A 13,300-nucleotide genomic window follows, 5' to 3' on the forward strand; every position below is an offset into this window, starting at 1 on the left:
CAGCGCGCCGTCCTCTCGAGGCCGGCGGCGCTCACGGCGCCGCCTCGGGTTCGGCGGTGTCCACCGCGCCCGGGCTGCGGTGCGCCTCCACATGGGCGACGAGGACGTCCACCGAGGGTTCCATGCGATCGAGCACCGGCCGGGGGTATACCCCCAGGAAGATGATGAGCGCCAGCAGCGGCGCCATGACGAGGCCCTCCCGCCAACGCAGGTCGGCCATCTTGGCGTTCTCCCCGGCGGCGGGGCCGTGGAAGACCCGCTGGTAGGCCCACAGCAGGTAGACGGCCGCCAGGATCACCCCGGCGGTTGCCAGCACCGCCCACCAGCGGTGCGCCTCGAAGGCCCCCAGCAGCACCAGGAACTCGCCCACGAAGCCGTTCAACCCCGGGAGCCCCACCGAGGAGAGCATGACCACCATGAAGGTCAGCGCCAGCACCGGCGCGGGCCGCGCCAGGCCACCCAGCTCGGCGATGGCGCGGGTGCGGCGCCGCTCGTAGATGTAGCCCACCAGCAGGAACAGGGCGCCGGTGGAGAGACCGTGGTTCACCATCTGCAGCAGCCCGCCGCTGAGACCCTCGGTGTTGAGAGCGAAGATGCCCAGGATGATGAAGCCCAAGTGCGCCACCGAGGAGTAGGCGATGAGCCGCTTGAGGTCGGTCTGCATGGTGGCGACCGCGGCCCCGTAGAGGATGCCCACGACGCCGAGGGTGATCATCAGCGGGGCGAAGAAGCGCGAGGCCTCGGGGAACAGGTACAGCCCGAAGCGCACGAACCCGTAGGTGCCGAGCTTCAGCAGCACCCCGGCCAGGATCACCGAGCCCGCCGTGGGGGCGTCGGTGTGGGCGTCGGGCAGCCAGGTGTGCACCGGGATGAGCGGCACTTTCACGGCGAAGCCCAGGGCGAACGCCAGGAAGATCCAGCGGGCCGTGGTGGTGGCCAGGGACTGGGCCTGGGCGATCTCGATGACGTCGAAGGTGAGCGGGCCGCCGGTCGCCGAGGCGTGCAGGAACGCCGTGGCCAGGATGCCCACCAGCATGAGCGCCGAGCCGAACATCGTGAACAGGAAGAACTTGACCGCCGAGTAGCGGGCGTTGCCGTGGCCCCACTGGCCGATGAGGAAGTACATCGGCACCAGCACGACCTCGAAGAAGAGGAAGAAGAGCAGCAGGTCCAGCGCCGAGAAGACTCCCAGGCAGCCGAACTCCAGCAGCAGCAGCCACACGTAGTAGGCCTTGTGGTCGTGGCCCGGGTCCACCGCCAGGGCCCCCAGCGGGAACAGCAGAGCCGTCAGGGCCAGCAGGAACAGCGAGATGCCGTCGACGCCCAGCTTCCAGCTGATCCCCCAGGCGGCCACCCAGGTCTGATCCACGATCATCTCGAAGCCCCCCGAGCCGACCGGGTAGGAGGCGATGATCCAGCCCGCCACCGCGGCGGCGGCCGACATGAACAGCACCGCCACCGGGCGCACCAACTCGACCCGGCTGCGGGGCAGCAGCAGCACCGCGGCGGCGCCCAGCAACGGCAGCACCACCAGCATCCCCAGTACGGGGAATGCCTGCGTGGAGGCGGCCGCCAGGGTCACAGCCACACCCTGCTGGCGAAGTAGGCCAGCAACACCACCGCACCGGCCGCCACACCCAGGGCGTAGCGGCGCACGAGGCCGCTCTGGGTGGCCCGGAGGCGCTCACCGGTGCGGCGCACCGCGGAGCCGACCCGGTTCACCGCACCGTCCACCACGGCGGCGTCGAAGCGGGCCGCGGCGTCGAAGGTGCGGCGCCCGGGACCGCCCATGAAGGCGCCGATCGCCTCGTCGAACCCCCAGGCCTCGGCGAAGAGCCGGCGCTCCACCTTCTCCGCCGGCACCCGGCGGCGGGCGTAGACCGAGACGGCCGCCCAGATGCCGCCGGCGGCGGCCAGGATCGCGATACCGCCCAGCACCCACTTGGTGCCCCCGGCGTAGCCCAGCGCCTCGGCGTGCGCCCCGGCGAAGACCGGTTCGAGCCACTGGCCGAGGAACTCGGTGTCATGGGTGAACGGCAGGTTCAGCACCCCGGCGGTGGCGGCCAGGCCGGCCAGGGCCAGCAGCGGCAGGCGCATCAGCAGCGGCGACTCGTGCGGCGTGACGCCGTCGGGCCAGCGGGGGCTGCCGCCGAAGGTGAGAATCAGCAGCCTGGTCATGTAGAAGGCCGTCAGCACCGCCGCCAGCAACAGCAGCGCCCAGAGCAGCTTGTTGGCCCCCCAGGTGTGCGCCAGGATCTCGTCCTTGGACCAGAACCCCGCCAGCGGGGGCACGCCGGCGATGGCGAAAGTGCCCACCGCGAACGTGGTGGCCGTGTAGGGCATGGCGCGCGCCAGCCCGCCGTAGCGGCGGATGTCCTGCTCGCCGGCCATCCCGTGGATGACCGAGCCGGCACCGAGGAACAGCAGTGCCTTGAAGAAGGCGTGGGTGACCATGTGGAAGATGGCGGCCGTCCAGGCGCCCACGCCCACCGCCACGAACATGAAGCCGAGCTGGCTGATGGTGGAGTAGGCCAACACCTTCTTGATGTCCTTGGCGGCCAGGGCGATGGTGGCCGCAACCGCCGCGGTTGCCAACCCGACAGCGGCGACGATCTCGCTCACCCACGGCGAGGCCTGCTCGAAGAGCGGGTTGAACCGCACCAGCAGGTACACCCCCGAGGTGACCATGGTGGCGGCGTGGATGAGTGCCGAGACCGGGGTGGGGCCGGCCATGGCGTCGGGCAGCCAAACGTAGAGCGGGAACTGCGCCGACTTGCCGGCCGCGCCGAGCATGAGGCACAGCAGGATCGCCGTGGCGGTGCTCTGGGCGGCGTGGCCCGAGAGGATGCCGGCGTAGTCGAGGGTGCCGTAGGCACCGAAGGCGAAGAACATCGCCAGGAGGAACCCGAAGTCGCCCACCCGGTTGGTGATGAACGCCTTCTTGCCGGCCACGGCGTTGGCCTCGTCGCCGAACCAGAACGAGATCAGCAGATACGAGCAGGCGCCCACGCCCTCCCAGCCCAGGAACGTCACCAGCATGTTGTTGCCCAGCACCAGCATGAGCATCGAGAAGACGAACAGGTTGAGGTACAGGAAGAAGCGCGAGTAGTTCTCGTCGCCGTGCATGTAGCCGATGGAATAGAGGTGGATGAGGGCGCTCACGCCGGTGACGAAGAGGATCATGGTCACCGACAGGGGGTCCACCAGGAAGGCGGCGTCCACCGCCAGGTTGCCCGCCGGCACCCAGCTGAACAGGCTCACCTCCACGGCGCGGTGGTGCGAGTCGAGGCTCAGCAGCCCGGCCAGCACCAGCAGCGAGGCCACGAAGGACGCCCCCACCGCGGCGGTGCCCAGCCAGCCGGCCCGGGGCTCCCCCAGGCGCCGGCCCCCGGCCGCCAGCACCACGACGCCCAGCAGCGGCGCCAGCAGCACCAGCCAGACCAGTTCAGCCAAAGCCATCGCCGACCCGCCTCAGCCGCGCAGGATCGACACGTCGTCGGCGGTGGCACCGGCGCGGCGGCGCATGATCGCCACGACGATGGCCAGCCCCACCACCACCTCGGCCGCCGCCACCACGAGCACGAAGAACACCGACACCTGGCCGCCCAGGTCGGCCAGGTCGCGGCCGAACGCCACGAAGGTCAGGTTGACGGCGTTGAGCATGAGCTCGACGCACATGAACATGATCAGCGGGTTGCGCCGCACCAGCAGCCCCACGGCGCCGAGCGCGAAGACCACCGCGGCCAGCGCCAGGTACCAGCCCGTAGCGACCATCAGGATCGTGCCTCCGGGGCCATCAGGACCGTGCCTCCGGGGCCATCAGGACCGTGCCTCCGGGGGGCCATCACCCGACCGCCTCGGGAGCCGTGTCGGGCACGGACTCGTCGCCCTCGCCTCCGGAACCGCCGCGCTGGCGCGCCAAGACCACCGCACCCACAACGGCCACGGTGAGCAGCAGACCGGTCAGCTGGAAGGCCCAGACGTAGTCGGTGAACACCCACCAGGCCACCTGGCGGATATTGGAGATGGGCTCGGGGCCGTCACAGGCCGCGACCAGCGGCGCGGAGTCCTCCAGGGCCTTGGGAACGCCGGTACAGCTGTCGAACTCAGGCGCCACCGCGGCCGGCTGCCCGGTGGCCACCCCCTCGCCGCCGAAGCCGCCGGAGCTCGCCGCAATGGTGAACAGCAGCGCCAGCACCAGCACGGCCACGCCGAGGCCGGCCGCCAGCGGGCGCTGCCCGCCGAGCGGCTCGGTCCGCAGGTTCTCGACCCGGTCGACCCCCAGGAGCATGATGACGAAAAGGAACAGCACCACGATGGCGCCGGCGTAGACGATGACCTGCACGGCGGCCAGGAACTGGGCGTCGAGCGTCAGGAACAGCACGGCTATCCCGAACAGCGTCGCCACCAGAGACAGGGCGGCGTGTACCGGATGCCGGGTCACGATGACCCCGAGCGCGCCACCGATCACGATGGCGGCACAGACCGCGAAGACGGCGATTTCCATCAGCCGGCGGGTTCCTCGTCGGGTGTGCCGGGGCCTGTCTCGGCGGACTGTCCCTGCTCGGGGGCTCGCACCCCGTACCCCAACTCGGCGGACCAGGCAGCCCGACCCTCCCAGGCGGCCGAACCCGACGGGGACGTCGCCCGCATCCAGCCCGAGGTGTGCTCGTCGTCGCCGGGGCGCCAGTCCTCCCAGGGCAGCCGCCGGGGCCTCCCGTCGTCGCCCACCAGCAGCTCGTCCTTGGTGTAGACCGCGTCGTCGCGCGAGGTGAAGGAGAACTCGAAGAGCTTCGACTCGGTGATGGCCTCGGTGGGGCACGCCTCCACGCACAGGTCGCAGTGGATGCACCGCAGGTAGTTGATCTCGTAGACGTAGCCGTAGCGCTCGCCGGGGGCCACCGGGCTGTCAGGTGGGTTGTCGGCGCCGCGCACATGGATGCAGCGGGCCGGGCAGACGCCGGCGCAGAGCTCGCAGCCGATGCAGCGCTCCATGCCGTCCTCATAGCGTCCCAGCACGTGGCGGCCGTGGAAGCGCTCGGGCTTCGGGCGCTTCACGGTGGGGTACTGCGAGGTGACACGGTTCTCGAAGAGCTTGGCGAAGGTCACCCGGAACCCGCCGAAGAAGTTCATCGCTTCCGACCCCCTTGCGCCGGCTGACCGGCGGCCTCGCCGGTCTCGGAGGCCTCGTCGACCTGCCGCTGCGCCCGGCCGGCCCGGACGGCGGTCCGCAGCACCAAGCCGCCGGTGGCCAGTGCCGCCACGCTCACCACGATGACCGCGGCCTCCGACCAGCCCCGGTCGCGGCCGATGCTGAGGGCGCCCAGGAACAGCAGCCAACCCAGAGACAGCGGGATGAGCACCTTCCAGCCCATGTCCATCAGCTGGTCGTAGCGGAGCCGGGGCAGCGTGGCCCGCAGCCACACGAACACGAACAGGAACACCATCAGTTTCAGGAAGAACCAGATGATCCCCCACAGCCAGTCCACCCCCTCGACGAGGATCGGACCGTCGGGGCCGCCCAGGAACAGCGTCACGATGATCGCCGACATCGTGATGACGTTCATGAACTCGGCCAGGAAGAACAGCGCGAAGCGGATGGAGCTGTACTCGGTATGGAAGCCCCCCACCAGCTCCTGCTCGGCCTCCACCATGTCGAACGGCGGACGGTTCAACTCCGCGGTGGCCGCCACCAGGAACACCACGAACGGCACGATGCCGGTGACCCAGAGGTTCCAGTCGTAGCCGCTCTGGTCGGCCACGATGTCGTGGGTGGAGAGGCTGCCGGACTGCAGCAGCACGGCGGCCAGCGACAGGCCCAGGGCGGCCTCGTAGGAGACCATCTGCGCCGAGGCCCGCACCGAGCCCAGCAGCGGGTACTTGGAGCCCGAGGACCAGCCCGCCAGCATCACGCCGTAGACGGCCATGGAGGACATGGCCAGCACCAGCAGGATCCCGATGTGCGGGTCGGCCACCTGCAGGTAGGTGGTGTTCCCCCACCAGCTCACCGTGCCGTCGCCGGTCGTGAAGTTTCCGCCCACCGGCACGACGGTGAACACCAGGAAGGCGGGCACCAGCGACAGATAGGGTGCCAGCTTGTAGACGAAGCGGTCCGAGCGGGCGGGGACCAGATCCTCCTTGAAGAAGAGCTTCACCCCGTCGGCCAGGGTCTGCAGGATCCCCCACGGTCCCGCCAGCGCCGGCCCGATGCGGTTCTGCATGTCGCCGATGAGCTTGCGCTCGAACCAGATCATCAGCATGACCGCCACCATCAGCATGGCGAAGGCGGCCACCACCTTGATGATCAGGATGAGCGCCTCGTCGAGACCGAAACCGCCGATGTAGGCCGGATCCAGGGCGAGCACGTTCATGAGATCGGCGGCTCCACCCTGATCTCGCACACCGCCGCGTCGACGTCGATGAGCTCGCCGGGATCAGCGCCGCCGGAGTTGACCGTGAGGGCCGCGACCGCGCTGGGGACCCGCTCGTCGGGCGACGCCGCCACCGAGATGGCTCCGGCCGGCGAGCTGACCCGCAGCAGCTCGTCGGGGCCGCAGCCCAGGCGCTCGAAGTCCCGCGGGTTCAGCCGCAGATCAGCGGGCCGAGCGAAGGCGGCCAGCGACGGGCAGTTGGCGGTGACGGTGCCGGCGTCGTAGGCCCTGCGATCGGCAACCAGCCGGTAGGAGTAGCGGTCGAATGCCACGACCTGCGCGGCCGGAAGCCGCACGTCGTCGAGACCGAGACGTGGCGGCAGCCCGTCGGCGGTCGCCCCGGCGCCGTTGCCGCCGGCAAGCGGGAGCAGCACCCCGTCGAGATGGGCCCGCACCTCGTCCCAACTGGCTCCGGCGTGCAGCGGCGAGAGTTCGGCCAGTTCGGCCCACGCCTCGCCGGGCGAGGTCATCTGCAAGTCCGACCCGAGCCGCAGCGCCAGTTCGGCCGCGATCTCCCAGTCCCGCCGGCACTGTGGCGGCGGGGTCACCTGCCGGGTCTCGGCGGTGGCGCGACCCTCGACGTTGAGGTGCGTGCCGGCGCGCTCGCCGAACATCACCGCCGGCAGGACCACGTCGGCACGCCGCACCGATGCGGTGCCGAAGGTGTCGACGGCGATCACCGTTCGGACCCTCTCCAGCGCCCGCCGCGCCAGTTCCCTGTCGGGGAAGTCCGCCAGAGGGTCGGCGCCGAGCAGGAAGAGCACGTCGACGCGTCCCGCGGCGGCGGCGACCAGGATGCCGGCGGCGTCGGCACCCCGCTGGGCGGGCACCGCGCCCCAGGCTGCGTCGTAGTGGGCGCCGGCCTGCTCCAGCAACGTGCGACCCGGCAGCAATCCCGGCGCCAGCCCGGCGTCGATGGCGCCCGCCGCGGCGCCCCGCCGTAGCAACGGCAGGAAGCGGGCGTGCGGGAAGGCGCGGGCCAGGCGCAGCGCGGCCGCGGCGGTCGGGATCGCCGACTCCGCCACCGAACTGCGGCCGACCAGCACGGTCAGCGGATTCTCGGCGAACAGAGCCGCGGCGGCACGCAGGTCCTCGGTGGCGATCCCGGCGAGGGCGACACCCTGGGGGGGATCCAGGATGGCCTCGGCGATCATGTCGGCGTCACCGGGGCGGACACGCAGCGAGTGGCGGGCCAGCGGCGTGAGACCGGTCGCCAGCGGAGACATCTCCACGAGCGTGGCGGCGCCGGAATCGGCTGCCCCGCGCAGGCGCAGGAAGAGGCTGCCGAACTCCTCCCGGAGGTCGCCTGCCAGCGTCAGCACCACACCGCCGGGCCGGCAGGCGTCGGCGATCGTGGCGCGCGGCAGGGCACAGACCAGTTCGGCCGGCAGGCCGTCGCCGAGTTGGGCGTCGACGTTGTCGGTGCCGATGACGCCTTTGGCCAGCTTCACCCAGGCGTACTGATCCTCGCTGCAGAGCCTGGCGCCGCCCACCACGGCCACCGAGGAGGGCCCGTTGCGACCCAGCGCCTCGACGGTGGCCCCGGCGACGGCGTCCAGGGCCGCCGACCACGAGGTCGGGACGAGGTCGCCGTCGCTGCGCAGCAGCGGCTCCAGCAGGCGTCCCGGGCTGTGGACGGCCTCGAAGCTGAAGCGGTCACGGTCGGCCAGCCAGCCGTGGTTCACCGCCTCGGAGTCGACGCCCTGGATGCGCAGCAGGCGGTTGCGCGAGGCGTGGACCGAGACCCTGTCGCCGGTGGCGTTGGGGTACGTGGAGACCATCTCGGTGAGGTCCCAGGGCCGCGCCCGGAACCGGTAGGGGCGGGCGGTGAGCGCTCCCACGGGGCAGATCTGCACCGTGTTGCCGCTGAAGTACGAGTCGAACGGTCGATCCGGGAAGGTGTTCACCTCGGTGTGGTAGCCGCGTCCCTGGAAGCCGATGAGGGGCTCGCCGGCCACTTCGTCGGCGAAGCGGGTGCAGCGGTCGCAGAGGATGCAACGCTCCCGGTCCAGGTAGACCAGGTCGCTGATCGGCAGCGGCTTGTCGAAGTGGCGCTTCTCCTCCACGAAGCGGCTCTCCCCCGGGCCATAGGCCATGGTCTGATCCTGCAGCGGGCACTCGCCGCCCTTGTCGCAGACGGGGCAGTCCAGGGGGTGGTTCACCAGCAGGAACTCCAGCACGCCGTCCTGCGCCTTGCGGGCGGCATCGCTGGCGGTGTCCACGACCATGCCCTCGCTCACCGTGAGCATGCACGACGGCGCCAGGGCGGGGCCGCGGCCGGTGTCCACGTCCACCAGGCACATGCGGCACATGCCCACGGGCCGCATCCGCGGGTGGTAGCAGAACCTCGGGATATAGGTGCCTGCCGCCTCGCAGGCGTCGATGAGCAGCTGCCCGGGCGCGGCGTCGATCTCGACGCCGTCGACGGTGATGCGCACCGGGGTCTCGCTCATGACACCGGAGGCGCCGCCGCCACCGGGATCCGGCGCGGCAGGTAGGCCTCGAACTCGGCGCGGAAGTCCCGCAGCGCCGAGACGATGGGCGAGGCGGCCGACGGGCCCAGCGGGCAGATGGTGGTCATGCGCGGCGGCCAGGCGAGGCCGGGGCTGATGTTGTCGCAGACGTCGGTGAGCAGGTCCAGGTCGCCCGGACGGCCCCGACCCGCCAGGATGCGTTCCAGGATGACCTCCAGCCAGCTGGTGCCTTCGCGGCAGGGCGTGCACTTCCCGCAGGACTCGCGAGCGAAGAACCGCACCAGGTTGTGGCAGGCCCGGGGAATGTCGGTGGTGGAGTCCATGACGACGATGGCACCCGAGCCCAGCATCGAACCGGCGGCGTCCACGGTGGCCTTCTCCAGCGGCAGGTCCAGGTGCTCGGTGGTGAACCACGGGGCCGAGGCGCCGCCCGGGATGAAGGCCTTGAGGTCGCGGCCGTCCCGGATGCCGCCGCCGTAGCGCTCGTCGCAGATGATCTCCCTGAACGTCGTCGTGCCGAAGGGCACCTCGAAGACGCCGGGGTTGCGGACGTGGCCCGACACCGCGAACACCCGGGTGCCCGCCGACTGCTCGGCTCCCCGGTCGACGAACGCCGCCGCCCCGTGGGTCACGATCCACGGCAGATTCGCCAGCGTCTCCACGTTGTTGACGATGGTCGGTCGCCCGTAGAGCCCCACCGCCGCCGGGAAGAACGGCGGCTTCAGGCGGGGCATGCCGCGGTTGCCCTCGAGGCTCTCGATGAGTGCCGTCTCCTCGCCCACGATGTAGGCGCCGGCGCCGGAGTGCAGCACGATGTCGGTGCCGAAGTCGCTGCCGCAGATACCCGAGCCCACGTACCCCGCTGCGTAGGCCTCGTTGAGCGCGGCGGCGAGGCGCTCGGCCGCCAGCGCCATCTCGCCGCGCACGTACAGGAAGCACTGCGAGAGACCCAGCGCGTAGCAGGCGATGAGGCACCCCTCGATGAGCTGGTGCGGGTCGAGCTCCATGAGCAGGCGGTCCTTGTAGGTGCCGGGCTCGCTCTCGTCGCCGTTCACCACCAGGTAGCGCGGCCAGACCTTCGGCGGGCAGAAGCCCCACTTCACCCCCGCCGGGAAGCCAGCGCCGCCGCGTCCCAGCAGGCTGGCCGCTCTCACCTCGGCGTGCACCGCGGCCGGCGCTGCGGCCAGCGCCCGGCGCAGGCCCTCGTAGCCGCCGGTGCGGAGGTAGCCCCTGAGGGTGTGGCCGTCGGTGAGGTCCCGCCGGGAGGTCACGATCATCTCGGAGGGGTCGGCGGGCGCCACCTCCGGCAGCGAGCCCGCGCCGTTGCCCTCGGTGGCGGCTTGGTGGCGCTCCCACCAGGCCGGCGGCCCGTCGGCGGACGGCGGCGAGGCCCCGGCGGCGCGCTTGGGCGGGATCTGCTGGCGCACCGTGGCCACAGTGCCGTGGGGCGGCACGTCGGGGCGACCGCCGTTGCGCAGCTCGCTGACGAGTTGGTCGAAGTCCTCGATCGCCACGTCGCCGACGTAGCGGTAGTTCACCTGCAGGCAGGGCGCCTCTGTACAGGCCGCCACGCACTCCACCGCCTCCAGGGTGATCTTCCCGTCGGCGGTCGTACCGCCAACGGGGACGCCCAGCGACTCGCTTGCGTGTTCGATCAGCTCGTCGGCGCCGCGCAGGTGGCAGCTGATTCCCCGGCAGATGTTCAGGCGGTAGGTGCCGCCGGGCGAGCGCTTGAACATCTCATAGAACGAGCAGGTGCTGAGCACCTCCGACGGTGTCGTGCCGATCAGCTCGGCGATGTGTTCCATCGCCTCGGTGCTGACATGGCCGTCCTGGGCCTGGGCCACGTGCAGCAGCGGGATGAGGGCCGAGCGCGCAACGGGGTAGCGCCCGATGATCTCGGCGGCCAGCTTGACGTTCTCGTCGCTGAGACGAGCCATCAGCAGTCGACCTCGCTGATAGTGCGGCGATCGACCGAGGAGATGATCGCCACCACAAGGCCCGTCATGGGACCGAGGCACGCCATCAGCGATCCACCTCACCCATGATGGGATCCACCGAGGAGATGATGGCCACCGCGTCGGCCACCAGGCGGTCCTCCAGCATGTACGGCAGGGCCTGCAGGTTGATGAAGCTGGGCGCCCTGATGTGCATGCGCAGCGGCTTGGGGCCGCCGTCGCTGACGATGTAGCAGCCCAACTCCCCGCGGGGCGACTCCACCGCCGCGTACACCTCACCGGCGGGCACCTTGAACCCCTCGGTGAAGATCTTGAAGTGATGGATGAGGGCCTCCATGGACTCGTCGATGCGCCCCCGCGGGGGCGGGGTGACCTTCTTGTCCTGGACGCGGTAGTCGCCCGAGGGCATTCCCTCGAGGATCTGGCGGACCAGCCGGACGGACTCGCGGATCTCGTTCAGGCGGATGGCGTAGCGGTCGAACGAGTCGCCGTAGCTGCCGCAGATCACGTCGAAGTCCAGCAGGTCGTAGTCCAGGTAGGGCATGTGGCGGCGCAGGTCCCAGGAGTAGCCGGTGCTGCGCAGGATCGGCCCCGTGACGCCCAGCGCCAGGCACTCCTCCGCGCTGATGACGCCCACGCCCTGCAGCCGCTCCCGCCAGATGGGCTGGCCGGTCAGCAGCGCGTCGTACTCGTCGAGACGGCCACCGATGGGGTCCAAGAGCCGCAGGACGTCATCGCGCCAGCCGTCGGGCAGGTCGGCCGCCACGCCGCCGGGGCGGATGTAGTTGTGGTTCATGCGCAGGCCGGTGATCGTCTCCAGCAGGCGCAGCACCTCCTCGCGCTCGCGCCAGCCGTAGAGCATCATCGACACCGCCCCCAGGTCCATCCCATTGGTGGCCTGGAAGAGCAGGTGCGAACTGATGCGGTTCAACTCGCACATCAACATGCGGATCCAGACGGCACGGGGCGGGAGCTCGAGGCCGAGCAGCATCTCGGTGGCGGTGGCGAAGGCCAGCTCGCTGAACAGCGGCGAGGCGTAGTCCATGCGCGTGACGTTGGTGGGCCCCTGCAGGTAGGTCAGCGTCTCGCCGGTCTTCTCCATGCCGGTGTGCAGGTAGCCGATGATCGGCTTGCAGCGGGTCACCGTCTCGCCGTCGAGTTCCAGCAGCAGCCGCAGCACCCCGTGCGTGGACGGGTGCTGGGGACCCATGTTGATGATCATGCGCTCGGGCGCCGAGGGCTCCGCCGTTTCGGCCTCCGACTCGCTGAGGCGCAGCACGGGCCCGCCGCCGCGGGCGTAGACGCGTCCCGGGGTCGGAGGGGCTTCGGCACTCACCGCGTGTCCCCGGCCGCCTTGAACCGCACGGGCACGATCCCGACGGCGTAGTCCTTGCGCAGGGGATGGCCGTCCCAGTCCTCGGGCATCAGGATGCGGGTCATGTCCGGATGCCCGTCGAAGGCGATGCCGAACATGTCGAACGCTTCCCGTTCGGGGTTCTCGGCGCCCGGGAACAGGTCGAACAACGTGGGCAGGCGCGGATCCTCCGCGGGGACCTGCACCCGCAGCCGCACCCGGTCGCGCCGCTGGTGGGAGATGAGGGTGACGACCACTTCGAACCGTTGGGGAACCACCTCATCGGGGAGATCCGTCCTGGACTCGGCACCCAGGTAGTCCACGGCGCAGACGTCGAGGCACTGGCGGTAGCCGGCGTCGCGCAGCGCCTCGGCGACCTCCAGCAGCTCCGCCAGCCGGGGATGCAGCACCGGTGCGGCGGCAGGATCGGTGCTGACGGGGACGCCGAGGTCGGCTACCCCCTCCGGGGGGGATGACGCCATCGCCTCACCCCCGGCCGAAGCGGCCGCGCCTGGGGCTGACGACCATCCGGGTGGCCGTCTGGCCGTCGCGCTGCTCGACGATGATGCCTGCACCGGCGCCCGCGGCATCCTCGCGGCGACGCGTCAGCTCGCCGCTGCGGATCAGGCCGTGCAGCGTGAGGATGGCGTGCAGCAGGGTCTCCGGGCCGGGTGGGCAGCCGGGCGCGTACACGTCCACCGGCACCACCTGGTCCACCCCCTGCACGATGGCGTAGTTGTTGAACATGCCACCCGAGGAGGCACAGACGCCCATCGAGATGACCCACTTGGGCGCCATCATCTGGTCGTAGATCTGTCGCAGGACCGGCGCCATCTTCTGCGACACCCGCCCGGCCACGATCATGAGGTCGGCCTGCCTCGGCGACGCCCGGAACACCTCCATGCCGTAGCGGGCGATGTCGTAGTGCGGGCCGCCGGTGGCCATCATCTCGATGGCGCAGCAGGCCAGCCCGAACGTGGCCGGCCAGCAGCTGCGCGCTCGGGACCACTTCACGACCTCCTCGAGGCGGCCGGTGGCGAAATTGTGGGGCAACTCCGCGAGCCCGCCGTAGGCGGCGCCGAG

At 70.9% G+C, this 13,300-nt stretch carries 11 protein-coding genes; all 11 read right to left on the reverse strand.

The window, feature by feature from the left end:
• Window positions 1-31: 31 nt before the first annotated feature.
• Window positions 32-1,582 (reverse strand): NADH-quinone oxidoreductase subunit M, encoded by a 1,551-nt coding sequence (locus OXG55_16185; GenBank protein MCY4104775.1) that lies wholly within the window; start codon window positions 1,580-1,582, stop codon window positions 32-34.
• A complete protein-coding gene (gene nuoL / locus OXG55_16190) occupies window positions 1,579-3,459 on the reverse strand; it encodes an NADH-quinone oxidoreductase subunit L (protein ID MCY4104776.1) in 1,881 nt (626 codons plus the stop codon). Before nuoL ends, OXG55_16185 begins: the two co-directional genes overlap by 4 nt.
• A gap of 12 nt (window positions 3,460-3,471) precedes the next feature.
• Window positions 3,472-3,774 carry an NADH-quinone oxidoreductase subunit NuoK gene (nuoK, locus tag OXG55_16195; protein ID MCY4104777.1) on the reverse strand — a complete coding sequence of 101 codons (303 nt, stop codon included), beginning with the start codon at window positions 3,772-3,774 and terminating at the stop codon, window positions 3,472-3,474.
• 70 nt (window positions 3,775-3,844) lie between these two features.
• Window positions 3,845-4,507: an NADH-quinone oxidoreductase subunit J gene (locus OXG55_16200; protein ID MCY4104778.1), complete on the reverse strand. Its 663-nt coding sequence runs from the start codon at window positions 4,505-4,507 to the stop codon at window positions 3,845-3,847.
• Window positions 4,507-5,133 (reverse strand): NADH-quinone oxidoreductase subunit NuoI, encoded by a 627-nt coding sequence (gene nuoI / locus OXG55_16205; GenBank protein ID MCY4104779.1) that lies wholly within the window; start codon window positions 5,131-5,133, stop codon window positions 4,507-4,509. Before nuoI ends, OXG55_16200 begins: the two co-directional genes overlap by 1 nt.
• Window positions 5,130-6,371 carry an NADH-quinone oxidoreductase subunit NuoH gene (gene nuoH / locus OXG55_16210; protein ID MCY4104780.1) on the reverse strand — a complete coding sequence of 414 codons (1,242 nt, stop codon included), beginning with the start codon at window positions 6,369-6,371 and terminating at the stop codon, window positions 5,130-5,132. Before nuoH ends, nuoI begins: the two co-directional genes overlap by 4 nt.
• Complete coding sequence (nuoG, locus tag OXG55_16215; protein MCY4104781.1) at window positions 6,368-8,884, reverse strand: NADH-quinone oxidoreductase subunit NuoG; 2,517 nt, start codon at window positions 8,882-8,884, stop codon at window positions 6,368-6,370. The genes nuoH and nuoG overlap by 4 nt, the downstream gene beginning before the upstream one ends.
• Window positions 8,881-10,845 (reverse strand): NADH-quinone oxidoreductase subunit NuoF, encoded by a 1,965-nt coding sequence (gene nuoF / locus OXG55_16220; GenBank protein MCY4104782.1) that lies wholly within the window; start codon window positions 10,843-10,845, stop codon window positions 8,881-8,883. Before nuoF ends, nuoG begins: the two co-directional genes overlap by 4 nt.
• 85 nt (window positions 10,846-10,930) lie before the next feature.
• Window positions 10,931-12,199: an NADH dehydrogenase (quinone) subunit D gene (nuoD, locus tag OXG55_16225; GenBank protein ID MCY4104783.1), complete on the reverse strand. Its 1,269-nt coding sequence runs from the start codon at window positions 12,197-12,199 to the stop codon at window positions 10,931-10,933.
• Window positions 12,196-12,699, reverse strand: coding sequence for an NADH-quinone oxidoreductase subunit C (locus tag OXG55_16230; protein ID MCY4104784.1), 504 nt, complete (start codon window positions 12,697-12,699; stop codon window positions 12,196-12,198). The genes nuoD and OXG55_16230 overlap by 4 nt, the downstream gene beginning before the upstream one ends.
• Before the next feature lie 4 nt (window positions 12,700-12,703).
• A complete protein-coding gene (locus tag OXG55_16235; protein ID MCY4104785.1) occupies window positions 12,704-13,270 on the reverse strand; it encodes an NADH-quinone oxidoreductase subunit B in 567 nt (188 codons plus the stop codon).
• Window positions 13,271-13,300: the final 30 nt, after the last annotated feature.

This window comes from bacterium (assembly GCA_026708055.1).
In the GTDB taxonomy this organism is placed as follows: domain Bacteria; phylum Actinomycetota; class Acidimicrobiia; order Acidimicrobiales; family CATQHL01; genus VXNF01.

What these genes read in the sequence shown, in the direction of transcription:
- nuoL (MCY4104776.1), bottom strand. Translation starts at nt 3,459, where the DNA reads ATGGCTTTGGCTGAACTGGTCTGGCTGGTGCTGCTGGCGCCGCTGCTG.
- nuoK (MCY4104777.1), bottom strand. Translation starts at nt 3,774, where the DNA reads ATGGTCGCTACGGGCTGGTACCTGGCGCTGGCCGCGGTGGTCTTCGCG.
- OXG55_16200 (MCY4104778.1), bottom strand. Translation starts at nt 4,507, where the DNA reads ATGGAAATCGCCGTCTTCGCGGTCTGTGCCGCCATCGTGATCGGTGGC.
- nuoI (MCY4104779.1), bottom strand. Translation starts at nt 5,133, where the DNA reads ATGAACTTCTTCGGCGGGTTCCGGGTGACCTTCGCCAAGCTCTTCGAG.
- nuoH (MCY4104780.1), bottom strand. Translation starts at nt 6,371, where the DNA reads ATGAACGTGCTCGCCCTGGATCCGGCCTACATCGGCGGTTTCGGTCTC.
- nuoG (MCY4104781.1), bottom strand. Translation starts at nt 8,884, where the DNA reads ATGAGCGAGACCCCGGTGCGCATCACCGTCGACGGCGTCGAGATCGAC.
- nuoF (MCY4104782.1), bottom strand. Translation starts at nt 10,845, where the DNA reads ATGGCTCGTCTCAGCGACGAGAACGTCAAGCTGGCCGCCGAGATCATC.
- OXG55_16230 (MCY4104784.1), bottom strand. Translation starts at nt 12,699, where the DNA reads ATGGCGTCATCCCCCCCGGAGGGGGTAGCCGACCTCGGCGTCCCCGTC.